Origin of the sequence: Candidatus Kryptonium sp. (genome assembly GCA_025060635.1) — a bacterium.
In the GTDB taxonomy this organism is placed as follows: Bacteria; Bacteroidota; Ignavibacteria; order Kryptoniales; family Kryptoniaceae; genus Kryptonium.
The window spans coordinates 109,373-134,725 of record JANXBN010000001.1 but is presented as its reverse complement, the minus strand read 5'-3'; the positions used below and the strand labels follow the sequence as shown (position 1 = coordinate 134,725).

Sequence of the window (25,353 nt, the reverse complement as noted above, 5' to 3'; positions counted from 1 at the left end):
TTTACTTCAAACAAATTTTTGAATCTCTGATAGCTTATAACATCAATCAAAATCTCAAGTTCCTGCACGGAAGTTTTTTATTTAGAGTTCTACTTTGATATCTTTTATTCGCAAGCAATTTAATTTTGCGATTTGTGAAATTTTTGATCAAATTTATAAGGCAATCAATGTTTATTTCCGCGATGTTTTTGAAAATTCTAAAAAATACGGCGATAATTTTTATAAATCTAACGATAGCGACCCAAATCTTTTCACAGCAAAAACTTATCCAGCTAATCCACGCCGATAGCTTAATTGGCAGACGATATGACTCAAAAACCGTTAGAGAATTGATCGGTAATGTTCAACTCAAACATGAAAACATCTATGTTTGGTGCGATAGAGCAATTCAATATGTTGACGAAAACAGAGTTGAGGCATACGGAAACCTCCGAGTAAGACAAGACACACTCCAACTCCAAGCGGATCAAGGGATTTATCTTGGGGATAAAAAGATCGCAATTTGCGAAGGCAATGTGAAATTAACAGATGGAAGGACAATGCTTGAAGCTAAATACGGCAATTATGATGTCCAGAAGAAACTTGCAATTTTCAAATCAAATGTCAAACTCATAGATTCCACAACAATCATAACAGCTGATGAACTTTTCCACTACAGAACAGATAAAAAATCAATCGCAATTGGAAATGTCGTAATCAAAAATCTTGAAAACAACATAACGATATATGGTGGTTATTTTGAAAATTACGATAGTGCAAAATACAGCGTCATAAAAACGAATCCGAAACTTGTCCAAATTGACACATCTTCCGATGGAGAAATTGATACTTTGATAGTTGTTGGCAAGTTTATGGAAGCATTTAGAGATACGAATGTAAGTATGTTTTCCGCAACCGATAGCGTTATGATAGTTCGCGGGAATCTATCGGCGGTTTGCGGGGATGTTTTTTATTACGATAAAAAGGATTTGATAATTTTGTGGCGAAATCCAATTATTTGGTATGAAAACAGTCAAATCTCTGGCGATTCAATAGTTGTTATGTTAAAAGACAGAAAACTTGATGAAGTTTTAATCTACGGTTCAGCATTCGCAATTGATCCAGCTGACTCAGCTTATCCAGAAAGATTCAATCAATTAAAAGGAAAAACGATGAGAATTAAATTCCGAGATGGTGAAATTGACGAGCTCTATGTTGAAAAAAATGCGATGAGTTTATATTATATTTTTGAAACGAATGAAGCAAACGAACGAAAGCCAAATGGTGTCAATTTCGTAAGTGGAGATAGCGTGTGGATTAAATTCAAGGATGGTAAAATGCACCGGATAAAGATTGTCGGTGGGATTGAAGGCGTTTACTATCCAGAGGAACTTGTTGCTGGAAAGGAATCAAATTTTAATCTTGAAGGTTTCAACTATATGAAAAGAAAACCAGAGAAAAATGCTAAGCTTGAAATTGTTTGGCTCAAATAAAAAAGACGAAATTTCAAAAACCTCAAATAATAGCATCTTGCGAGCGGAGTCACTTTACAAAAGATATAAGAAAAGATATGTCGTCCGAAATGTCAGCATAGAAGTAAGGCAAGGTGAGGTTGTTGGGCTTCTTGGACCAAATGGAGCTGGCAAGACAACGACATTTTACATGATCGTTGGAATGATCAAACCAAATGCTGGAAAGGTTTTCCTTGACGATATTGAGATAACCAAATTACCGATGTATAAAAGAGCAAGATTAGGTATAAGTTACTTACCGCAAGAGGCAAGCATATTTAGGAAGTTAACGGTTGAGGAAAACATCATGGCTGTTTTACAAGTTATGAATTTAACACCGGAACAAAGGAAAGAAAAACTTGAAAAACTTCTTGAGGATTTCGGTATAGCTCACATTAGAAAAAGCAAAGGATATATGTTAAGCGGTGGAGAAAGAAGAAGAACTGAAATCGCTCGCGCGCTTGCAACAGACCCCAAATTTATACTTCTTGATGAACCGTTCGCTGGAATTGATCCGATTGCTGTTGAGGACTTAATGAATATCGTCGCAAATTTGAAAAATAGAAACATCGGAGTTTTAATAACTGATCATAATGTCCACGAGACACTTTCAATTACAGACAGAGCATATCTTTTGTTTGAAGGACAAATTTTAAAAGAAGGAACAGCCGAATTTCTCGCCAACGATCCAGAGGCAAGGAAGTTATATCTTGGTGAAAAATTTAAACTTGACAGATATTAAACATCAAATGCTTTTTCAATTATACCACCGCCGATGACAATATCACCATCGTAGAACACAACCGACTGTCCTGGTGTGATTGCACGCTTTGGCTTCTCAAACTTTACAAGTACCTTCCCATCCGAACAATTTTCAAGAATTGCGCTATCTCCCTCATCAGAATATCTTATCTTGGCGGTGACCCTCATTCCGTTTTCAATTCTTTCAACTGAAATTAAATTAACACTTCCGGCTATTAGTGCATTATGATAAAGTTTCTCCTCCTTTCCAACTTCTACGACATTTTTCTCCGGATCAATTCCGATTACATACACAGGATATCCAAGCGCAATTCCAAGCCCTTTCCTTTGACCGATTGTATAAAATGGATAACCACGATGCTTCCCAATAACTTTCCCATCCATAACTATATCTCCACCTTTAACTTTTTCGGCAAGACCTTTGACATTCTTCTCAAGAAATTTCGTATAATCATTCTCTGGAACAAAACAAATCTCAAAGCTTTCAGGTTTATTTGCGATCTTCAAACCGTATTTCTTTGCAAGTTCTCTAACTTCCTGTTTAGTAAATTCACCAAGTGGAAAAATCGTCCTACTTAAACTTTCCTGACTTAATCCCCATAGAGCATACGATTGATCCTTTGATGAATCTACCCCGCGCATCAAGATATATCTTTTCCTTACTTCATCAAATTTAACTCGTGCATAGTGACCTGTTGCGATGTAATCAGCCCCAAGCGACATCGCCTTTTTAATAAGTGCTTCCCACTTTATTTTTCTATTACAAATAACACAAGGATTTGGAGTTCTTCCATCAAGATAATCTTTTATGAAATAATCTATCACCTCGCGATGGAACTCCTTAGTAAGATCAACCACATAGTGCGGGAATCCAAGCTTCGTCGCAACAGTTCTTGCATCATTTATCCCTTCAAGCGAACAGCAGCTATGTTCGTTTTGTATTCCTATATCCTCGTAATTGTATGTTTTTATGGTTATTCCAATTAAATTGTAACCCTGTTCTTTCAGAACCGCAGCTGCAACAGACGAATCAACTCCACCGCTCATCGCAACGACAACAGTTATGTCCTCAGGTCTTCTCATCCTCTGAGCAAATTTTTACTTTTTCAAATTAAAACTCACTTTTTGCGGAAAAGATTTCCAGATGAATTTTTAAAAATAAGATCCGATAGTTCCGAAATTAGAAGCCCTCCAAGCATCAACGCAGAACCCAACAAAGCGAAAGAAGAAAGATGTTCGTTTAAAAATACCCAAGCAATGGCTCCAGCAAAAACTGGTTCCATCGTAAAAATTACAGCAGCACGCGTTGGAGTTGTAAATTTTTGATATTCAGTTTGAATATAAGTCGCAAGTATTGTCGCAAGAAGCGAAGTGTATACAAGAGCAAAAAATAGTTGAAATGTAAAATTTAATTTTATATCCTCAAAAAAAGGTGCAATTAAAAATGAAGCGATAGATGTCGTCGCAAGTTGAATAAGAACAAGAATTGAAGTCGGATGCAATCTTGAATATATATCAAGATAAACGATGTAAAGAGCAAACATAACTGCACAAAGGAGCGTAAGAAAATCACCAATTGTAAAATCGCGACCGAGAGAAAAGATAAAATTTTCAATTGAGCTTTCCTTTGAAGTAAGAAACAAAAGACCTATAGTTACAAGAACAATTCCAACTAAATTACCTAATTTCGGTGTTTTTCGCTCAATTATTACTTGAGCGATGGGAGTGAAGATCACAAGCATACCTGTTATAAAACCAGATTTTGAAGCAGTTGTATATTTTAATCCGACCGTTTGAAATGCAAATCCAGCGAATAAAAAGAAAGCAATGATCAAGCCATGCTTTAAAGAAGTGTAATTCAAATGTTTCAAAGAACCTGGAAAAAATAAAAGATACAACACCATAGAAATTCCAAATCTTATACCGAGAAAAATCAATGGCGAGACGCTTTCAAGCGCTGTCTTAACGATGCTAAAAGTTCCACCCCAGATGAAAGTTATAAATAAAAGCAAGAGTTCGGCTTTATATTGCTGCTTCATCTATTTTCAGTAGGTTATTTCGCTTTTGTTTGGTTATAAATTAAAATTATCGTGGCAACCGTTGTGGCAACCGAACCAACGGTTAAAATTACATCTTTAAATATATTCCAATAATAAATCGGTTCTCTGACAACCTTCTTTGGAACAAATATGAAATCGCCAGGTTCAATTTTTGTGTCTTCGGGATCATACCAAACATAAGTTTTTCTTTTTATGATTTTAACATCACCTCTGCGTGCAAGTTGGGCAAATCCCCCAGCTTTAGAGATATAATGTCTATAATCCTTGCCAGATTCATAAAGAACAAAACCAGGACTATTCACCTGTCCAAAGACATAGATCATCGGTATCTGCTTTCTCGGTATGTAAATAAAATCACCATCTTGTAATTCAACATCTTCTATGCCAGCAATTACTTTACCAATATCAACGGCGATAAATTTTGCTGAACGCAGAATTTGTATTTCTTGATTGAAGTTCAAAGAATCCTCTCGTGAAAACGCAAAGTTTTTAAGAAGCAGATATTCCAAAATGAACTCCCTCTGTGGATCAAACTGAGTCATTCCTCTTATTACATAAGCATTTTCTTTGTCAGAAAAATCAAGCAGACCAACTCTATCAAGTATGTCACTTAACATTGTTCCATTGCGCGAGATCGGATAAGTGCCAGGATATTTAACCTCACCTGATACTGTGACCACATAATTTTGTTTCAATGTTCTTTTTCCAGGAATAAAAATTTTATCGTTGTTCTCAAGAACTAAATCAGGCTCCTCGCCGTTTAAAATTTTCCCTAAATTTACTTTTATTTTTTCTTTTAATTTTCCTTCCTCATCAAGGCGAACGATTTCAACATTGTCAAGCTCAGCACTTTCAATAATTCCACCTGCTATCCGTATAATGTCTGTAAGTTTATCTCCTTGAACAAACTCGTAGACACCTGGCTTATTTACTGCACCATATACCGCAACAAATGAAGATTGATCTTGTCTTTGAACCATAATCCAATCTCCCTCAAGAAGATAAGGATTATATCTATCATCACCGGTTGCCAGATATTTCCTAAGGTCAATGTTTAACGATTCCCCATTTCTTTTCAATAAAATCTTTCTGAAACTAACTTTATTAATAATTTCCCGCATCGCTTGAATTTGAAAAGAATCGGTCGGCGAGAGAGCAAGCATGACCGCAGTTGAAACTCTATCAATTGAACGAACTTTATATTTACCCTCATTTAAAACATAACCACTCACGGTTACATTAAATGAGCGAGGTGCTATAAGTGTAATTGTTATCTCGCTTGCGATATATTTTGCCTTTATCTTTTGAATCATAATCCTTTTCGCCTCCGAAAGCGTCAATCCAGAAACCTTTGCTTCACCGACCGTTGGAATTATGACAGTTCCTTCAAGGGTCACTTGAACCGTAAAACTAAGCGGTGGCGATGTCCATATATTTACACTTAAAACATCGCCAGGCCCAACAATGTAAACTTCAGGATCCACTGGCTTATCCAGTGAAAAGATCGTTGGATCAAGCAATGGATATTGAAATGTCTGTGCTTGTTTGAAAAATTCATCAAACTTTAACCCAAGCCCCTTCGTTTCAGGTTTAACCTCGGGAAGTTGAGCAAAGCTCAAACTTAAAAAGCACATAGACATTAAAAAAACCAAAATCGCTCGCATAATTATAAATATTTAAATTTGTTTTTGATTATAATTTCCACCACCAAGTTTGACGATTTTAGCAACGCTATTCTTTACTTTCCCCGTTGCATTTTTAGTGTCAATTATAATTCTTGAATTCCGAGCAATAAAATCAAAATCATAAGCGCTGTGATCTGTTGTTATCACAACGAGATCAAAACTTCGCAAATTTTCATCCGTTAATTCAATAGATTTAAATTTTGCTCCATTTAATGAAACTTCAGGAATGAAGGGATCATTGTAAAAAATGTTTCTTACCCCTTCTCTAATAAGTATCTCCATAATTTTAAGAGCTGGCGAAAGTCGTGTGTCATCAACATTTTTCTTAAAAGCGACGCCAAGAAAAAGTATTTTTACATCTTCCAATTTTTTCGGAATTTTGCTTATTTCACGAAGGATTAAATTCACTACATAAAATGGCATTGCTTCATTTGTCTCCGCTGCGAGCTCAATAAAGTTCGTATGAAAATCATACGCTCTAGCAAACCACGCAAGATAATATGGATCAACTAAAATACGAAGACCCACATAGCCAAGCCCAATAACTCCGACTTTTGCTTTCTTTTTAACTATTTTGTTCTTCAAATCCAAGCGATCGCGAGATTTTTTATTACGACTTTAACTTTTCAACCTTTCACCATACCAAATTTGATAGTAGTTTTGATATTCACCTGAAATTATCCTCTTCCACCAGTTTTCGTTTTGAATATACCAGTTTATGGTCTCATCAATTGCTTCTTCAAACGAATATATCGGCTCCCAACCAAGTTCATTTTTGATCTTTGACCAATCCATTGCATATCTTCTGTCGTGTCCTGGTCTATCCTTTACGAACTTTATAAGCGTTTCTGGCTTTCCAAGTTTTTTCAAAATTAATTTAACAATATCAATGTTCTGCCACTCATTGCTTGCGCCTATATTGTATATTTCGCCTGGTTTCCCCTTTTGAATTGTAAAATCTATCGCACGACAATGATCAATTACATAAATCCAATCGCGCACATTTTTACCATCTCCATAAACAGGCAAAGGTTTATCATTCAATGCATTTATTATCATCAAAGGAATAAGTTTCTCTGGAAATTGATATGGTCCGAAATTATTTGAACATCTCGTTATCACAACAGGAACCCCAAATGTCTTAAAGTAAGCTCTACATAAAAGATCTGCGCTTGCTTTGCTTGCTGCATAAGGTGAATTAGGTAAAAGTGGCATATCTTCTGTGAATTTTCCGACAGGACCAAGCGAACCATATACTTCATCAGTTGAAATTTGAATGAACTTCTCTATCTCAAACTTTTTTGCTACTTCAAGTAAAACCTGTGTCCCAAAGACATTAGTCCTTATAAAAATTTCAGGTCCAAGTATGCTTCTATCAACATGCGACTCAGCAGCAAAATTTACAATTATATCAATTTCAAATTCCCTAACGACATACTCAACAAGCTCTTGATTGCAAATATCACCTTTTATGAAGTGATAATTTGGATTTCCCTCAACATCTTTTAAATTTTCAAGATTACCTGCATAGGTAAGTTTATCAAGGTTTACGACTTTAACCTCAGGATGATTATGAATCATATACCTTACGAAATTGCTCCCGATAAATCCCGCACCTCCGGTTATTAAAACACTTTGCATTTGAAAAATTCCCTTTTTAATTTGAAATTGATTCAGAATTACAAAATCCCCTCACCAGAATTTACCTCTCCCATTTTATGGGAGAGGATCAAGGTGGGGGCAAGTAAAAATTCATCAAAAGCTAAATTAAATCTATGAAAATACGCTAAAAAAATCAATCAATCCCGAAAATGCCTTTATTATGCAACGCATAATTTATGTTTTAGCCTTACTGCCAGCTCTATGCTTTGCACAGGTTCAAAAAGTTGAAATTGAAATTTCAAAAGGAGATTCAATAGTTCACCTACCTCACCGTTTTATCGTCCCTCGCACCGAGATTTTAATCATTGATACGCTTGCTCTTCTCCAAGGAATACATTACCAGATTTATTACCAAATCGGCAAAGTTCACCTAAAAAACTCAATCATCTCAAAAATTGATTCCCCGAAGTTCAAACTTAAGGCGATCTACAAAACAATCCCAATTGACACTTTATTTTTCAAATATAGAGGAATTGAATTTTTAGAATCAAACCACCAAGAGGAAAAAACTCTTAGAATTGAAAAGCATAAAGAAATACCTTCTTTTTCGGGAAACATACAAAGAAATGGAAGCATAGTTCGTGGTTTCACATTCGGAAGCAATCGGGACCTTACGCTTCAATCAGGATTTAATCTTCAACTATCTGGAAATTTGACAAAAGATGTTGAAATAATTGCTTCACTTACAGATGAAAATATTCCAATTCAACCAGAGGGAAATACACAGACATTACAGGAAATTGATAAAATTTTCATTCAGGTGAAAACTAAAAATCTTTTCGCTACATTCGGAGATTACGATATAGGCTATCAACTAAGCGATGAACAAAGATTATACTTTTCAGAAGATCCAGAATTTTCAAATGTGAGAAGAAGATTACAAGGCGGAAAATTTCAAGCAAACTATCAACTTGACTTTCTAAAAACCAAAAACACATTTGCAGTTGCATCATCAAGAGGGAAATTTGCAACAAATTATTTCAATGGGATTGACGGGGTTCAAGGTCCGTATAGATTGGTTGGACAAAATGGTGAAAGAGACATAATTGTAATTGCCGGGACAGAAAGAGTTTACATTGATGGAGAATTGATGTTAAGAGGAGAAAGCAACGATTACATCATTGATTATTCAACCGCCGAAATCACATTTACACCAAACCGCCTGATAACCTCCGCTTCAAGAATAACAGTTGATTTTCAATACACTGACAGAAAATTCACGAGAAACTTTCTGGCTCTTGTCTCCGATAACCTTTTTTTTCAAGATAAGTTGAATTTATCAATCTCTTACTTCTACGATTCCGATAACAAAAGAGCACCAATTGATGTTATTCTTTCACAATCTGATATTGAAATCTTGCGTACCAGTGGCGATGACCGATTAAAAGCAACAAAAAGCGGAATAATCTATGTCGGCTTTGATTCAGCAAAGGGAATTGGGAAAGGACAATATGTCAAGAAAGATACAATAATTGATTCTCAAAGATATGAATTTTTTGTCTACGCCCCAGGAGATAAAAACGCTTTTTATTCAATAAGTTTTTCATATGTTGGGATTGGAAAAGGAGATTATGTGCGTCGCGGGATTGGTAAATACGAATTCGTTGGCAAGGGCAAAGGAGATTACCTACCTTTAATTTTTCTTCCAATGCCACAATCCTCACAAATTCTTGACATAAGGACAAAATATGAAACACAAAACTTAAAATTTTTCGTTGAGTCAGCAATGAGCAGTTTTGATAAAAATCAGTTCTCCACAATAGATGATCGCGATAACAAGGGAGTTGCGTTAAAATACGGTCTCGGTTATTCAAGCGGTAAAATTTTTGAAAAAGGATTGAGAAAAATTGAGTTAAACCTTTATCAAAGATACAAAAATAAAAATTTCACCGCTCTTGATAGATTTGATGTCGTTGAATTCAACCGCAAATGGAACATCACAGATAAAACTTCTCAACTTGACGAGTCAATTTTTGAATCAAATCTTCAAATTGAAATTTCCGAAAAGAGCTCACTTGGACTTGGATACGGATTTCTCAAAAACGAAAACAAATTCAAAACCGATAGAGGTGTGATTAGCTTTAGATCTAATGAAAACATCTTGCCTGAAATTGAAAGCATCACCGAAATTTTGTTCTCAAAATTTGATACTTCAAAATCAAAATGGATAAGAAGCAAAGGTCTTGGAAAGTATAAAGTTTGGATCTTAACTCCATTCGTAAACTATGAAACTGAATTGAGAGAGAATTTGATAAATGACAACTTACAAAACATTGGAAGTTTTAGATTTTTGAGATTGATCCCGGGGGTTGAAATAAACTTCAAAAAAATTAAAAGTTCGTTCTCTTATGAAATAAGATTTGATGACATCGTGAGAAATGGAGCTTACACTCGCCTAAGTGTGATGAGAAATCAAAATTATAAAATAAACATTAATGCCGAGCGATTTGAGTTTAGCGGAGATCTAACGCTAAACAGGAAAAACTATCTTATTGATTCTATTAAATCTACTAACAATGTTTTGATAAGAACTCAAAGCAGAGCTGAGATTTTAAAAAGAGCGGTGAGAATAAATTTAATCTATCGTGCAATGACGAGGATGATTTCACGCCTTGAACCAGTTTTTATAAAAGTTCAAAAAGGAGCGGGAAACTATAGATACCTTGGGGATTTAAACGGCAATGGGATACAAGATGCAAGCGAGTTTGAGCAAACTAAGTTTGATGGTGATTATATCATGCTCACATTGCCTGGAGATCAACTTATACCAACTGCAAATGTTGAGGCAAGTTTTAATTTGAAATTTTATCCAGAGAGATTAACAAAATTTTTATCCCCCTTCTCAAGCGATACATATTTCCAAATTTCAGAAAACAGCACGGAATCACAAGAAAAAATTTATCTTCTTAAATTGAGATACTTCCAGCGTGAGAATAAAACGATAAGCGGAACGCTCACATTCAGGCAAGATCTTCATTTATTTGAAAACAGCAGAAAATTTTCCTTAAGATATAGATTTTTAAGCACTGGCTCAATGTTTAGCTATAACATTTCTACAAGAAAAGTTTCTGGCTCGGAAAACTCAATCAGAATACGATGGTATCCAGAAACAGAACTTGGATTTCAAGTAGAAGGTCTAATTAAAAAGAGAACTTCAACCGGTGGATTTAAAGAAAGCGATATTTTTGATATACACGGCAAATCTTTGAACCTTGAGATTTTTTACAAACCTTTCAGTTACATTGAATTAAGTTTCAAGACGGGGATCGCTCAAAATAGAGATAGATCCGTCAAAGATAGAATTGCAAATTTGAATCGCGAGGGAGTTAAAGTAAGTTGGCTTTTGATGAGCAGGGGAAGAATAGATTTTGAAATTGAGCGAAATGAGGTTTTGATAAATGGCGTGAACGGGAACCTTCCTTATGAACTTGTTGAAGGGAATTACTTGGGCAGAAGCGTGTTCTTGAGATTAAGTTTCTATTACAGTGTTGGTGATTATATTCAAATAAATGGGAATTACACTGGTCGTTTTCTTTCAACTGGAACAATTCATATTGCGCAGGCAGAAGTGAGAGTATATTTTTAAGCGAAGTCGGGGCGCCCGGACTCGAACCGGGGACCTCTTGGTCCCGAACCAAGCGCGCTAACCATCTGCGCTACGCCCCGCTATTCGTTTAAAAAATTAAAGAATTCAAAATAAACTTACAAATTTAAAAAACCTCCCCACGCAAGTGGGGAGGTTAAATTTTCACACAGCGACTTTTTCTTCATGAACTATCTTCGTCCCGAGAAGCTCCAAAAACTTCGCAAGCCATTCTGGATGGGCTGGCCATGCTGGAGCAGTTACAATGTTCCCATCGACGATTGCCTTATCCCACGGAAGCTCAACATATTCACCGCCAGCAGCTTTTACCTCTGGACCAACCGCTGGATAAGCATTGATTTTCCTTCCTTTAACAACGCCAGCTGCTGTTAAAACCTGTGCACCATGACAAACTGCTGCAATTGGTTTATTGGCATTTGCAAAATGACGCACTATCTCAAGCACCTTTTCATTCATTCTGATATATTCCGGTGCCCTTCCACCTGGGATAACAAGAGCATCATAATCTTCAGGCTTAATGTTATCAAATGTCGCATTTAGTGTAAAGTTATGCCCGGGTTTTTCGCTATATGTTTGATCTCCTTCAAAATCATGAACTGCTGTTCTTACCTTCTCACCTGCTCTTTTCCCCGGGCAAACAGCATGAACAGTATGACCAACCATTTGAAGTGCCTGAAATGGCACCATGACTTCGTAATCTTCTACGAAGTCACCAACTAACATCAAAATTTTCTTCCCTGCCATGGTTGACCTCCCTATTTATTTGAATTTCGCAAGAGCAATTTAAAAAAGTTGAATATAAATGTCAAGTTTAACTGCATCTTAACTAATACTATACAAGTTTTCATCGTAGACAATTTTTAACACCTCTTGTTCATTGACTGCAAAGGCTAAATTTTGTATATTAACACAAAAAACTCACGATGCTATGAAACGTTTATCAATCCAAGCCCTAATTTTCCTTCTCGTATTTACATTTTCCCAAATTCTATTTTCCCAAAATTTAGAAAAAGTTTTAATCTTACACTGGAACGATTTTCATTCTCAAAATATCCCAATGCGATCAACTTGCGGTGATACAGTTTGCTATGTCGGAGGGACCGCAAACCTTTTGGGTTTTATAAACAAATTTAGAAGTGAAGAAAAAAATGTCCTCGTTTTAAACGCTGGTGATGATTTCTTAGGGACACCAATTTCTTCAATTACAAAAGGAAGATCACAAATTGAATTGATGAACATTATAAAACCTGACGCAATGACACTTGGCAATCATGAGTTTGATTACGGAAGAGATGCACTTGAAGAAGCATTGAAAATCGCAAAATTTAAGGTTCTCGCTGCAAATCTTTGGGACAAAAGAAAAGGAAAACACTTCGTTGAACCGTATATCGTTAAAAAACTTGGCAAAGCAAAGATAGGGGTAATAGGTCTAATTACTCCCGATCTCTTCAAGCTCTCATTGCGCGAAAATCTAAAAGATCTTGAACTTCTTGATCTTGAAAAAGTTGTAAGGCAACATATAAATGATTTAAAAAACAAAGAAAAAGTTGATTTAATAATTGCATTAACACACATCGGTGTTCAAGGTGATTCAATTCTCGCCACGAAATTTCCAGAAATAAAAGTAATAATCGGAGGACACAGCCACACTGTCTTGCGAGAACCTAAAATTGTAAATGGAGTTATAATCTGCCAAGCAGGAGCAAGGGGCGAATATCTTGGTTACCTTGAGCTTTTAATTGATATCAATGGCGATTCTGTCTATTCCTACAAGGGCAAGCTAATTCGCGTAATTGATGGAACTATAAAACCAGACAAGATCGCTCAAAAGAAAGTTGAAGAACTTGAAAAAATGGTTGATAAAGAGCTTGGCCAAGTGATCGGAAAACTTGAAGTTGATTGGAAGAGAAACTTCTATGGCGAAAGCAATCTCGGAAACTGGGAAGCAGATGTTATGCGTGAATTTGCAAAGACGGACATTGCTTTTCAAAATTCTGGGGGCTTGAGAAAAGATCTACCAAAGGGAGATATAAAAGTTCGTGACATCTGGGAAATAAATCCATTCGGCAATACAATTGTTGTCTTTGAAGTTGACGGTAGAACATTGAAAAAAATGATGGAATGGCAAGCATCTGGCAAGGTAGAACTTATGCAAGTTTCAGGAATAAAAGTAGTTTTTGACTCCAGAAAAAATATCGGTGAAAGAATCGTTTCAATTGAAGTCAATGGTAAACCTCTTGACGAAAATAAGAAATACTCCATAGCAACGAACAATTGGGTAGCTGAGCATCTTTATGATTTATTCGGAATTCCCCAAAATAGTGTTGAGATAAAAAATCTTGGCGCAGTTGATAGAGATATCTTCATTGAAGCAGTCAAAAAACAAAAGATAATAAAATCAGAAGTTGAAGGAAGGATCATAGATTTAGCAAAACAAAAAGAGGAAACAAAAAATGAATATTGAAAGAGGTTTCAAATTTGTATTTCAAGAAAAAAATTGGCTTGGGAAAATAATCGTCGGCGGGCTGATGCTACTTTTCTCGTTCTTGATAATTCCAATTTTAATTTACTATGGTTATCTTGTTGAGGTAACAAGGCGAACGATAAAAGGGGAAGAGCAACTTCTTCCTGAATGGGATGAGATCGGACGAAAACTTGCAAGCGGCTTTAAGCTCGTCGTGATAATTATAATCTATCTAATTCCTCTTTTCGTTCTCCTCGTGATTTCTGTTCCATTTACTGAATTTGAATTTGAAGATTTCAAAGGTAGAGAAATAACCGCCTTTCTTCCAATGCTTTTATCAAACTTATTTATCCAGGGAGAATTTTCTGGGATTTCGCTTTTGTTTCTTTTGTCGTCGCTTGTTTACATAATTCTTTTCGCACTAATTCTCCCGTTTATCATCGGCAAATTTGTAGAAAATGAATCAATAAATGATGCGTTTGCGATATCCGAAATTTTTTCAATGTTTAGAGACAACATTGGCGATGCTCTTATAGTTTTTCTTCTTACAATTTTCCTTCAGATTATCGCATCTCTTGGATTAGCACTTTGCTTCGTTGGGATACTATTAACCAGTTTTTGGGCAAGCATAGTTCAGTATTACCTTTACGGTGAACTTTTTAAAAAAGCATCAAAGCCAGAGACAAGAATAATTTTAACAACTTAAAAACAAATTATAATTCAAAATGGAAAAAATTCAGAAGAGAAAATTTGGCTTCATTGAGCTGCGAACTCAAAAGCTAAACGATCAATATATAAGAATTGAAATAGATTTCAAGGGTCGTTGCATCTGGACAACTTGCAGAAGCGATGAAGAGAAAGAGGCGATCGTTGAACTTTTAAGAGAACTTTTTGAAGATGAAATTGATTCGCTCTTGAAAATATCCGAGGAGATGAAAATAGATATCAGAAAAATTATCAACATTGAAAAGACGAAATCTGAAACGACGAAATGAAATCTTCGTCAAAAGTTTTAGAAATGCTTTTGCTTAATTTTCAAAATTAATCTCTTTTGATGGTAAAAATGCGTTTGTTCATACTCTTAACATTTCTTGCTTTTTTCGCCTTCCCAATCATTTGCCAAACCCCACAAGAAATAATAAAAAAATCAGAGGACCAAATAAAAGGTAAAACCTCATACGGAATAGTTGAAATGACGATAATAACCCCCGAGTTCAAAAGGGCTTTGAAGATGGAAGCTTGGTGGGTCGGAAATGAAAAAGCTTTGATAGAGATAAAATATCCGAAGAAAGAGGAAGGAAATAAAACTTTGAAAATTGGAAAGGAAATTTGGTTATATCTTCGTAATACCGAAAGTTTGATTAAGATTCCTCCCTCCATGATGTTACAATCTTGGAATGGTTCTGATTTTACATACGACGACCTCGTTCGTGAATCAAACCTTGAAAAAGATTATGAAATGAAAATAATTTCACCTGATGATATCGTAAACTCTGAAAGATGCTGGAAAATAGAACTTGTTCCAAAACCACAAGCCCCCGTCGTCTGGGGAATGATTTTTTACTGGGTAAGGAAATCAGATTATCTGCCTGCAAGGATTGAATATTATGATGAAAAAGGGAAACTTGTTAGGTATATGGAATTCTATGATGTAAAAGAATTTCACGGAAGAAAGCTTCCAGCAAAATGGGTAATGTATAACAACATTGAAAAAGGAAGAAAAACAGAGTTCGTCTTAATAGACATAAAATTTGACATAAAAATAGATAACAGGATTTTTTCGTTCAGAGAACTTGAAAAGAGAAGATGAGATATGCTCTTTCTAAAACTTGCCTGGAGAAATATATGGAGAAACAAGCGAAGAACAGTTATCACCATACTTGCAATCGTTTTCGCTACTACGCTTACGATTATTATGAGAGGAATACAACTTGGAAGCTATGACTACTTTATAAAAACAATCGCTGGTGACTACTCTGGCTTTGTCCAAATTCAACGAGAGGGGTATAAGGATGATCCATCGCTAAGAAAAACATTTTTATATACAGATGACATAAAAGATATACTTAACTCTATCCCTGAAATTAGTGCATACACCACAAGATTATATGCTGATGTTTTGATAAGCTCGGGCGAGAATTCATATGGTGCAATAATTTATGGCATCGTTCCTGAGAACGAATCAAAGTTTTCAAGTTTTCACACCAAAGTTAAACAGGGGAAATTTCTTAACAATCAATCATATGATGAAATTGTCATCGGTGCTAAACTATTTGAAAATCTGAAAATTAATCTCGGGGATACCATCGTTATACTTGCCCAAGGTTTTGATGGAGCTTTATGGAGTATGAAATTTAAAGTTGTCGGGACTGTAAAACTTGGTTATACCGAGCTTGACAATCTGGTGATTTTTATGAATTTAAAAACCGCGCAAGAATTTCTATCTGCTGAAAACAGAGTTAGCGTGATACCGATTTTATTGCCAGAACTTGAAAAAATAAAAGAAGTAAAAGATAAACTCTCTGAAAAATTGCACAATAAAGGTCTTGTCGTAATGTCCTGGGATGAGATCATGGTTGAGCTGAAACAATCAATTGATTTTGATAACGCATCTGGGATTTTATTTCTCGCATTTCTAATTATAGTCGTAGCATTTGGAATTTTAAATACTGTCTCTATGTCCGTCGTTGAAAGATTTAATGAATTTGGAATATCGCTCGCAATAGGTTTCAAGAACAACAAACTCGTTTTAATTGTCTTTCTTGAAATTGTCATCATGACGATAATTGGGATCACACTCGGATGTTTCCTGGGCGGTCTTGTGAATTACTACTTTATTAAAAATCCAATTGTTTTCGGAGGGGAGTTTGCATCAATCTACGAGGAGTTCGGTTTTGAACCAAAGCTTGTTTCCTCCCTTAAACCGAGGATATTTATAAACACCGCTATATCAATACTGATTGTCTCGCTCATTTCTGGAATAATCCCGCTTTATAGAGTTTATAAACTTGAACCACTAAAAGGGATAAGATTTACATGATCTTGAAACTTGCTTGGAGAAATATATGGAGAAATAAACGAAGAACGCTCGTCGTTTTGATCTCAATAATTGTAAGTGTTGTTGTGCTTATGATCATAGATACCCTTTCAATTGGAATGCTAAAACAGATGCTTGATAATCAAATAAACCTTCACATCTCTCATATTCAGATACATAAAAATGGCTATAAAGATGACAAAACTGTGAAAAACTACATATCCGATGAATTAACTGTTGAAAAAGCAATTAAAGAAATTGATGAAGTAAAATCATACAGCAAGCGAGTAATAAGTTATGGATTGATAAATAGCGCATATAATTCTTCTGGAATCATCATAGTTGGAATTCAACCAGACAAAGAGAAATCAATCACGATAATATCTAATTTGATCGTTGAAGGGAAATACATAGAAAAAAACGGGGAAATTTTAATAAGTAAAAAACTCGCACAGAAACTTAACACAGAGATAGGTGATAAATTAGTTTTAATGGCATCTGATATTGATGGAAATGTTGCATCGGAGGTTTTCAGAGTTGTTGGAATTTTTGAATCCCCACATTCGGAATTTGATAAAACTCACATTTATATCACGATTGCAGATGCTCAAAGAATGCTGAAAATTGATAAAGTCATTGAATTTGCTCTCATTTTAAAAGATCAAAAATATGTCAATGAAGTGAAGGAGAAAGTTTCAAAAAAGATTGGAGAAGCATATGAAGCTTTAACTTATGCCGATGTGGTTCCGTTTATAGGTCTGATCATTGATATGTATAATCAGTTGATATGGATTTACTATCTTATTTTCGGTGTAGCCGTTGTATTTGGGATTATAAATATAATGCTTATGTCTGTGTTTGAAAGAATGCGAGAATTTGGGGTTTTGAAAGCAATAGGAATGAAAAATAAAAACATCTTTGCGCTGATAGTGCTTGAATCTTTCACGATCGGTGTTCTTGGGACTGTGATCGGAATTATAATCGGCTTTGCTGTTTATATTCCACTTTCAAAATATGGCATTGATCTTGGAATCTTCGCTGAAAGCTTAGTTTGGTTTGGGAGCGGAAGAATCATATATCCAGTTTTGACCTGGTTTACACTTCTGCTATTGTTGATTACGATGCCTTTGATATCAATTTTAGGAGCAATTTACCCAGCTTTTAAATCAACGAAATTTGAGCCAATTGAAGCATTAAAACACATCTGAAGAAATATGAAGATAATTACAACAGAAAATTTGACGAAAATTTACACAGATGGAAAAGTTGAAGTTATAGCACTTAAAAATATCAATCTTGAGATTTACTCAGGTGAATTCATCGTCGTCGCTGGTCCATCTGGTTCTGGTAAAACTACACTTTTAAACTTAATTGGTGGACTTGACAAGCCAACAAACGGGAAAGTTTATTTTGAGGGGAGAGATATAACGACAATCAAAAGAGATGAACTTGCTGATTTAAGGTTAAAGAAAATCGGTTTCATCTTTCAAGCATATAATTTAATACCTGTCTTAACCGTGTTTGAGAACGTGGAACTCCCGCTTGCCTTACTTAAGGTAGAAGAGAAAAGAAGAAAAGAATTAGTTATGGAAATTTTAACTAAACTTGGAATTTCAGAGCTTGCGGACAAAAGACCGAACGAAATAAGCGGAGGGCAACAGCAAAGAGTTGCAGTTGCAAGAGCCATCGTAACAAATCCGACATTAGTTTTGGCAGATGAACCAACCGCTCATCTTGACTCTAAAACTGGAGGAATGTTAATTGACATAATGCAAAAGATGAATTCAGAACGAAAAATAACATTTGTGATTTGTTCTCACGATCCACAAGTAATCCAAAGGGCAGGCAGATTAATTAGACTAAGAGATGGAATGATAGAAGATGACAAAAAGTTATGGTAAAATTATCCTGTTGTTTATCTTCTCCCTTGAATTGTGTTTTTCACAAGAGTTCAAATTTTCTGGCTATGTTTTGAATTTTTTAATACATCAAACCATCAAAGACGAGTTCGCGAGTTTATTTAACATAAACAAAAATTTATACCTACTTCTTGGACGAGTTCGTCTTCGTCCCGAGTTTAAATTTGGCTCTGAAAACAACCTTTACCTTGAATATGAGATTTCAATGCTTTACCACTCCGCAAGTTTATTTTTTAATCCGACCGAAATAGATTCAAGAAGACATCTTTACAAATTAAGATGGAGATTAATCAGCAAGCAAAACATTAAGGCATACCATTTTATTGATAGATTTTACTACAGAAAAGACTTTGAATTTGGAAATTTGATAATCGGAAGACAAAGAATTTCATGGGGCACGGGCAGGATATGGAATCCCACGGATCTTTTTAATCCAATAAATCCAGCGGATTTTAGCAAAATTGAAAAAGATGGGGCAGATGCAATTACTATGAAAATATATCTTGGAGATTTCACTGATTTCCACTTCGTTTTTAATCCGACAAATTGTTTTAAAAACAATAATCTTGGTTTTCGCCTAAGATCAAATTTAAAACCGTTTGATTTTTCCATAATGTCTGGATACTTTGACAAGCGTGCGGTAATAGGATTTGATTTCGCTGGAAATTTTCTTGACGCTGGGATAAGAGGGGAAGGAATTTTTTCAACCGATGTAAAAAATTTTTCATCTAATTTTTCAAAATTTATCCTCGGCTTTGATAATCAGTTCACAAACAAACTTTATTTTCTAATTGAATACCAATTCAATGGGGAAGGAAAAAGTAACAAAGCGCAATACGAACTTGAAAGATTAATAAAAGGAGAAATACTCAACCTAAGCAAAAACTATATTTTCACTTCAGCAGTATACACACTTAATCCGATATTATCCCTCGCCTTTTCTTTAAACCAAAACTTGAATGATGGAAGCGGCTTCACTAACTTCGCAATTTCCTACACACCATTTGATAACGCTGAGCTCGGTTTTGGGTTCATAGCATTTTTCGGCGATGAATTAGACGAATATTGGTATTATTCAACCTCAATCTTTCTAAAGCTTCAAGTTTTCTTCTAAACCTCTCTTTTGAATGAAAGTGGGTTGATTTTTTAGGAAGCGCTTGATAAATTAAAGCAAAATTTCACAAATTGAATTTAAGATAAACCATAATGATAGATAAGCCGCTTTCTCCAGAGCCAGTCGTTAAGCTTGTTAAATACTTTCCCGAACCATTTAAAAATGTGATCGCAACTGCGAAGACATGTTATTCTTCAAAGGGAATAGTAAAAGATGAAGATATTGAGATTGAAAAGTATATTGATCTTGCTAAAAGCATTTATGAAGCAGGACATCATACAACATTTCAACACGCTCATTTTCAATTTGCGATTGAGAACATATCAAGACAATTCATTTGGTCGTTTCTTCACAGCCATCCGTTTTACAATTCTGAACAGGTCTCACAAAGATATGTTGAAGTAAAACCAGGGAATTACTTCGTTCCACCGCTCAATGGAAAAGCTCTTGAGATTTATATCTCAACCGTTGAATTTCAAAACGAGACATATAAAAAGTTAACAGAAATTTTACTCCCCGTCGTTGAAAATGAATATTATAAAAGATTTCCTGCAAGAAGATTTTACCAAGAAAAGTATAAAAAAGACATAAAAAGGAAAGCACAAGAAATCGCGCGATATGTCCTCCCGATTGCAACATTTGCGTATTTATACCACACAGTAAGTGCCGTTACGATTTTAAGATATTACAAACTTTGTAACCAATTTGATGTCCCACTTGAACAAAAAATCGTGGTGAAAAAATTAGTTGATGAAATTTTAAAAGTTGACCCGAATTATAAAATCATACTTGAAGAACCACTTGATGAGAAAGATATAACAGAATTTAATTTTGCCCAAAACTCGTACCAAGAAAATTTTTCCAAAGAATTTGCAAAAGAGTTTGACGAATCCCTTGATGGAAAAATCTCGCTCCTGATTGATTATAAACCAAATGCCGAGAAAATTCTCGCCAGTTCTGTAAGAGAGATCTTTGGATTACCCTCAAATGCATTAAGTGATGACGAAGCAATAAATCTTGTTTTAAACCCATCTATAAATAAAATACTTGCAGAATCACTCGTCCTTACAACGCACAGCAAATTGTCAAGAGCAATGTTCCATGTCTCATACACATTTAAAAAGAAATTAAGCCACACGGCAGATTCCCAAGACCAAAGACATCGTATGGTACCAGCATCAAGACCAATCTTAAGTTGCCAAATATATGACGAACCAGATTTCATAACACCAGCTTTGATTTCTCAAAGCGATCTCGCCTTGAAGATTTACACTCAAACAATGGAAAGAATTTGGGAAAACATCGCTAAACTAAAGAAACTTGGTGTTTCATCCGAGTTTTTCCTTTATCTTCTGCCAAACGCTGTTAGTATAAGATTCACAGAGTCAGGAGATCTTTTAAATCTTCATCATAAATATGCGATGCGACTTTGCTACAACGCACAAGAGGAAATATGGCGCGCCTCTTTTGAAGAAGTTCAACAAATCTCGGAAATTCACCCAAGGATTGCTAAATTCTTGCTCCCGCCGTGTTCAATTAGAGATCTCGCAAATGTGAAACCAACCTGTCCGGAGGGTCCCAGATTTTGTGGTGTAAAAGTTTGGAAGCTAAAATTAAATGAGTATTCAAGATTAATATGAAAATCAAAATACCTCCAGAATTTACATCGCTCAAGGATTACCTTGATTGGCTTTTTAAAAAATATAACACTCCTGATTTTATAAATTCTGACCCCGTCAAGTTTGTTCATCGCTTTTCAGAGCCAAAGGATATGGAAATAGCTGGTTTCATTGCTTCTCTTCTTGCGATGGGAAATAGGAAAATTATATTATCAAGCAATGAACAGTTGTTTGAATTAATGGAGAACCGACCATATGATTTCGTTTTAAATTTTGATCCATTTTGGTATGAGAAAAGGTTGGATAGCTTTGTCCACTACGCATATAGAAACATTGAAGGAAGAGATCTGCTTGTGATATTCTATCTTTTGAAGCAGACGCTTGAAAAATACGGGAGATTAAAAAACTTATTTTTGAAATACTACGACGCAAAACATCCGACTATAAAACAGGCACTTTCAGGATTCGTTAAAGAGATTTTGTCTTTTGATCCACCGCCTAAATTTAATGGGATTCCAAAAAGCGTAAGTGGACTCATACCAGATCCGGAAAAAAATAGCCCTTGCAAGCGCCTTAATATGTTCTTAAGATGGATGGTGAGAAAAGATCAAGTTGATGTGGGATTATGGAGCGAGGTTGATAAATCAAAATTAATAATTCCACTTGATACGCATGTTTCAAAAATTTCACGGGATCTTGGGCTAACTCAAAGAAAAACCGACACATGGAAAACAGCAGAAGAAATAACAGAAAATTTAAGAAAGTTAGATCCCGAAGATCCCGTGAAGTATGATTTTGCTATTTTTGGGCTTGGAATAGAGCTAAAAAACATATCTTAACTTGGCCTTCCTCTCCACTCACGCATCCTTTCTTGCCGTTCTTTCTTTATCTGCTCATATTTCTTTTTTTGATCTTTCGTTAAGACTGACTCAATTTCTTTATCAATTTTTTCCCATCTCTCACGCATTGCCTTCATCATAGCATCTCTGTTACCCTGATACTTTTCTCTGTCAGCCTCAGCCTGCTTTTGCGCAGCGTCAAGAATTTTCTGAATTTTTGCAATCTGTTCAGGGCTTAAATTTAATTCCTGTTTCAATCTCTCAAGATACATCCCATAACCCCTGCCCCTTTCCTGGGCGAACAGAACAACAGTGAAGAGAAAAAGTAAAGCAAAGAATGTCACTACAAATCTTTTCATAAACATCTCTTATAAATCCTTTTTTACTATTTTGACGCAGATGCGTAAGGTATGGTTTACATTTTCATTTTATATTTATAGAAATACCAATTGAGGAGAAACTAATTTCGTCTGCCTCCTCAGTAGGATGAAATGCAATCCAGAGCCCACCATAATTTATATTGTAATAGCTTACACCAACTGAATGACCGCCTGGCAAACCGATACTAAATCTAAAGGTAAGTTTATCACTTTTTGTAATATTAAATTGCGTGAAAAGATATGTAGATGCATATGGTATTAAGATAGTTAATAAGTTTCCATTCTCCCTCCAAACTTTAGAATAATCCCCAAATTCTGTAGCTAAACCGCCGTATACACCAATTCCCGCATTAATGAAAGAAATTGGTAAAAAGATATTTGCATCAACATCCCCGCCAAGCCCAAAATAAGATTTTTTCCCTCTTTCAGAAATATCCTCCGATTTTTTTACATCGTATTGACCGAAATAAGCAAATCCACAGCCAGAAAATCTATACCAACTTCCACCTACAGCTCTTGCAAAATTTGCTCTTAAAAACTTATTTGATTCACCTTCATACAAACCCCCGGTTTGATTATAATATCCACTTATGAAATTACTTTCACCTTTCACTTCAGATGGAACATACATTGGCGGAGCTGAATCATAAATTGCGGGCAAGTAAGCTGGACCACAACCAGTTAATAAAAAGAGTGATATAATTGCGGTTAAAATTATCAAATTTTTGTTAATCATGGATGAACCTCCATTTTAGTTTGAATTAGTTCACAAATTGCAGCTAGATTTTCAATTCCCGTGATTTTAACCGATGTAATTTGATTAATCAAATCTGGATTATATTTTGTTTTGACTTTAATATAATTTTTCGTGAAGCCGAAGATTTGATCGTTTTTAACCTCCGCCTCCCATAAAACATCAAAAGTTTTACCTATCATCTGTCTATAGAAATTATACTTCTTTTTCAATCCAAGATTTCTTAATTCTTCGCTTCTTCTATGTCTTTCATCCATCGGGACCTTGTTAGGTAAATTTATTGCGTCGGTGTTTGGTCTTTCGGAGTATGTAAATACATGAAGATAAGAAATTGGCAACTCTTTTATGAAATTGTAGGTTGCTTCAAAATGTTTTTCTGACTCCCCAGGAAAACCAACTATTACATCAACACCTATGCAAGCATCCGGATCTTTTTCTTTGATGTATTCAACTCTTTTTCTATAAAGATCAGTGTTATATCTTCTTCGCATCTTTTTAAGAATCTCATCACTTCCACTTTGTAATGGGATGTGAAAATGATTACAAATTTTTTCAGAATTTATGAAATAATCTATCATTTCCTCCGTTAAAAGGTTCGGTTCTATTGAGCTAATTCTAATTCTCTTAATCCCATCTATATTTTCAAGCGCCTTAACAAGCTCAAAAAGGTTTGTCCCGATCTTTCTTCCGTAATCCCCAACATTTACTCCACTTAATACAATTTCTTTATATCCAAGCTGTGCAAGGATTTTTGCTCTCTCAACTATCACAGAAATTTCGGGGCTTCTGCTTTCACCCCGAGCAAGTGGAATTGTGCAATAAGAGCAATTATAATCGCAACCATCTTGAACCTTTAAAAATGCTCGCGTTCTATCGGATGCCGGAGTTGAACTTGCGATGTGAAATTCATCAGATTCCGTTATCGGTGAAACGAAAATTTGTGCATGATAATTTTTTTGAAAATCATTAACATAATCAAAGATTTTAAACTTTTCATTTGAACCAAGTATTAAATCAACACCCTCAATTTGAGCAATTTCCTCAGGGCGAAGTTGAGCATAGCAACCTGTAACTATTATGAAAGCGTTAGGAGATGTCTTTAAAGCCTTGCGAACCGCTCTACGACAATCCTTGTCCGCATTTTCAGTAACAGAACATGTATTTATAACGCAAACATCTGATGGTTCTCCAAACTCAACTATTTCAAAACCATGTTTTTTAAATTCCTCACTTATAGTTGATGTTTCTGCAAAGTTCAGCTTACAGCCAACTGTGTAAAAAGATACTTTCTTCATCTATGTGAATTTTTTGTTTTCAATTTTGAGGATTTCAACTTATTCAAGTTAAAAATTTGAAAGTTTAAAATCAAATCGGTTTTCAATGCCTTTGCTTAACCTAACTTATTTTGTTTTTTATCAAAAAATTTTCAAAATATCTTTGTAAAACAAAATTTAGAATTCGGCTATGACACCAGAGCTTGAAAAATATTGGCAAGCTGTTCAAAACACCGTTTGCAGGGTCTGTATTGATAGTGATCCTTATGGGAATGGGGTATGTAGGATATCGGAGATGTCAATGTGTGGAGTTAAGGAGTATTTTCCCAAAATTGTTAAAATTATTTTCTCAGTTAAAAGTGACAAGATGGATGATTACATTGTTGCTTTGAGGGAAAACATTTGTAAAGAATGCAGACAAACACCAGACGGAGTTTGCGATTTAAGGAATTCTGTTGAATGTGCTCTTGATAGGTATTTCCCCTTGATCGTTCAGGCAATAGAATCAGTTAATAAATAGTTTATTTTTAGTTAAAGGATTATTAATAAGCGCTGTGGATATGTTGATAACTTGTGCGAGAAAAATAACGCGTAGATGTAAAGTTTTTAAAAATTCTTGTCAGTTGATTAGTTTTTGATACTTTTTGGATTTAATTGTTTTAAATCTGCACAATAACGATTGTTAATCTA

Annotated in this window: 23 protein-coding genes and 1 tRNA gene; 14 read left to right on the top strand and 10 right to left on the bottom strand. The window is 35.1% G+C overall.

Features of this window, described 5'->3' with window-relative positions:
• Window positions 1-167 precede the first annotated feature (167 nt).
• Both NZ923_00665 and lptB read left to right on the top strand, forming a co-directional pair.
• Window positions 168-1,472: a hypothetical protein gene (locus NZ923_00665; GenBank protein ID MCS7228529.1), complete on the top strand. Its 1,305-nt coding sequence runs from the start codon at window positions 168-170 to the stop codon at window positions 1,470-1,472.
• A complete protein-coding gene (lptB, locus tag NZ923_00660; protein MCS7228528.1) occupies window positions 1,441-2,232 on the top strand; it encodes an LPS export ABC transporter ATP-binding protein in 792 nt (263 codons plus the stop codon). Before NZ923_00665 ends, lptB begins: the two co-directional genes overlap by 32 nt.
• On the opposite strand, the gene mnmA is transcribed toward lptB, so the two are convergent.
• From mnmA to rfbB, 5 genes are read right to left on the bottom strand one after another with little or no spacing between them, the layout of a single operon-like run.
• Entirely contained in the window at window positions 2,229-3,335 is a 1,107-nt protein-coding gene (gene mnmA / locus NZ923_00655) for a tRNA 2-thiouridine(34) synthase MnmA (protein MCS7228527.1), read from the bottom strand. The genes lptB and mnmA overlap by 4 nt on opposite strands.
• A gap of 35 nt (window positions 3,336-3,370) precedes the next feature.
• Window positions 3,371-4,291 (bottom strand): DMT family transporter, encoded by a 921-nt coding sequence (locus NZ923_00650; GenBank protein MCS7228526.1) that lies wholly within the window; start codon window positions 4,289-4,291, stop codon window positions 3,371-3,373.
• 14 nt (window positions 4,292-4,305) lie between these two features.
• A complete protein-coding gene (locus NZ923_00645) occupies window positions 4,306-5,976 on the bottom strand; it encodes an SLBB domain-containing protein (GenBank protein MCS7228525.1) in 1,671 nt (556 codons plus the stop codon).
• 12 nt (window positions 5,977-5,988) lie between these two features.
• On the bottom strand, window positions 5,989-6,582 hold the full coding sequence (locus NZ923_00640; protein ID MCS7228524.1) for a hypothetical protein: 594 nt from the start codon (window positions 6,580-6,582) through the stop codon (window positions 5,989-5,991).
• 33 nt (window positions 6,583-6,615) lie between these two features.
• Window positions 6,616-7,638, bottom strand: coding sequence for a dTDP-glucose 4,6-dehydratase (rfbB, locus tag NZ923_00635; GenBank protein MCS7228523.1), 1,023 nt, complete (start codon window positions 7,636-7,638; stop codon window positions 6,616-6,618).
• Window positions 7,639-7,819: 181 nt separating this feature from the next.
• Between rfbB and NZ923_00630 the strand changes: the two genes are divergently transcribed.
• Window positions 7,820-11,245, top strand: coding sequence for a hypothetical protein (locus NZ923_00630; protein MCS7228522.1), 3,426 nt, complete (start codon window positions 7,820-7,822; stop codon window positions 11,243-11,245).
• A 6-nt stretch (window positions 11,246-11,251) separates the two neighbouring features.
• Here the strand turns inward: NZ923_00630 and NZ923_00625 are convergent.
• Together NZ923_00625 and NZ923_00620 are read right to left on the bottom strand one after the other, a co-directional pair.
• A tRNA-Pro gene (locus NZ923_00625) sits at window positions 11,252-11,325 on the bottom strand.
• A gap of 82 nt (window positions 11,326-11,407) precedes the next feature.
• Complete coding sequence (locus NZ923_00620) at window positions 11,408-12,007, bottom strand: DJ-1/PfpI family protein (GenBank protein ID MCS7228521.1); 600 nt, start codon at window positions 12,005-12,007, stop codon at window positions 11,408-11,410.
• Between the two features lie 184 nt (window positions 12,008-12,191).
• On the opposite strand from NZ923_00620, the gene NZ923_00615 reads away from it, so the two are divergent.
• The 10 genes from NZ923_00615 to NZ923_00570 all read left to right on the top strand — a co-directional run bounded on the left by NZ923_00615 (window position 12,192) and on the right by NZ923_00570 (window position 22,255).
• The gene (locus tag NZ923_00615; GenBank protein ID MCS7228520.1) at window positions 12,192-13,727 is read left to right on the top strand and encodes a 5'-nucleotidase C-terminal domain-containing protein; all 1,536 of its coding nucleotides are present in this window, start codon (window positions 12,192-12,194) and stop codon (window positions 13,725-13,727) included.
• Window positions 13,717-14,433, top strand: a complete 717-nt coding sequence (locus NZ923_00610) for a DUF4013 domain-containing protein (GenBank protein MCS7228519.1) — start codon at window positions 13,717-13,719, stop codon at window positions 14,431-14,433. The genes NZ923_00615 and NZ923_00610 overlap by 11 nt, the downstream gene beginning before the upstream one ends.
• A gap of 19 nt (window positions 14,434-14,452) precedes the next feature.
• Entirely contained in the window at window positions 14,453-14,722 is a 270-nt protein-coding gene (locus NZ923_00605) for a hypothetical protein (protein ID MCS7228518.1), read from the top strand.
• Between the two features lie 68 nt (window positions 14,723-14,790).
• Window positions 14,791-15,537, top strand: a complete 747-nt coding sequence (locus NZ923_00600) for an outer membrane lipoprotein-sorting protein (GenBank protein MCS7228517.1) — start codon at window positions 14,791-14,793, stop codon at window positions 15,535-15,537.
• 3 nt (window positions 15,538-15,540) lie between these two features.
• Window positions 15,541-16,767, top strand: coding sequence for an ABC transporter permease (locus NZ923_00595; GenBank protein ID MCS7228516.1), 1,227 nt, complete (start codon window positions 15,541-15,543; stop codon window positions 16,765-16,767).
• Entirely contained in the window at window positions 16,764-17,972 is a 1,209-nt protein-coding gene (locus NZ923_00590) for an ABC transporter permease (protein ID MCS7228515.1), read from the top strand. Before NZ923_00595 ends, NZ923_00590 begins: the two co-directional genes overlap by 4 nt.
• Before the next feature lie 6 nt (window positions 17,973-17,978).
• The gene (locus NZ923_00585; GenBank protein MCS7228514.1) at window positions 17,979-18,665 is read left to right on the top strand and encodes an ABC transporter ATP-binding protein; all 687 of its coding nucleotides are present in this window, start codon (window positions 17,979-17,981) and stop codon (window positions 18,663-18,665) included.
• On the top strand, window positions 18,646-19,797 hold the full coding sequence (locus NZ923_00580) for a hypothetical protein (GenBank protein MCS7228513.1): 1,152 nt from the start codon (window positions 18,646-18,648) through the stop codon (window positions 19,795-19,797). Before NZ923_00585 ends, NZ923_00580 begins: the two co-directional genes overlap by 20 nt.
• A gap of 92 nt (window positions 19,798-19,889) precedes the next feature.
• Window positions 19,890-21,437: an FAD-dependent thymidylate synthase gene (locus NZ923_00575; GenBank protein ID MCS7228512.1), complete on the top strand. Its 1,548-nt coding sequence runs from the start codon at window positions 19,890-19,892 to the stop codon at window positions 21,435-21,437.
• On the top strand, window positions 21,434-22,255 hold the full coding sequence (locus NZ923_00570; GenBank protein ID MCS7228511.1) for a TIGR02757 family protein: 822 nt from the start codon (window positions 21,434-21,436) through the stop codon (window positions 22,253-22,255). Before NZ923_00575 ends, NZ923_00570 begins: the two co-directional genes overlap by 4 nt.
• Here NZ923_00570 and NZ923_00565 read toward each other — a convergent pair.
• The 3 genes from NZ923_00565 to mtaB all read right to left on the bottom strand — a co-directional run bounded on the left by NZ923_00565 (window position 22,252) and on the right by mtaB (window position 24,684).
• Window positions 22,252-22,614 carry a hypothetical protein gene (locus NZ923_00565; protein MCS7228510.1) on the bottom strand — a complete coding sequence of 121 codons (363 nt, stop codon included), beginning with the start codon at window positions 22,612-22,614 and terminating at the stop codon, window positions 22,252-22,254. The two genes, NZ923_00570 and NZ923_00565, sit on opposite strands and share 4 nt — an antisense overlap.
• Window positions 22,615-22,678: 64 nt before the next feature.
• Window positions 22,679-23,371: a hypothetical protein gene (locus tag NZ923_00560; protein MCS7228509.1), complete on the bottom strand. Its 693-nt coding sequence runs from the start codon at window positions 23,369-23,371 to the stop codon at window positions 22,679-22,681.
• Window positions 23,368-24,684 carry a tRNA (N(6)-L-threonylcarbamoyladenosine(37)-C(2))-methylthiotransferase MtaB gene (mtaB, locus tag NZ923_00555; protein ID MCS7228508.1) on the bottom strand — a complete coding sequence of 439 codons (1,317 nt, stop codon included), beginning with the start codon at window positions 24,682-24,684 and terminating at the stop codon, window positions 23,368-23,370. Before mtaB ends, NZ923_00560 begins: the two co-directional genes overlap by 4 nt.
• Before the next feature lie 169 nt (window positions 24,685-24,853).
• On the opposite strand from mtaB, the gene NZ923_00550 reads away from it, so the two are divergent.
• Complete coding sequence (locus NZ923_00550) at window positions 24,854-25,183, top strand: hypothetical protein (protein ID MCS7228507.1); 330 nt, start codon at window positions 24,854-24,856, stop codon at window positions 25,181-25,183.
• Window positions 25,184-25,353: the final 170 nt, after the last annotated feature.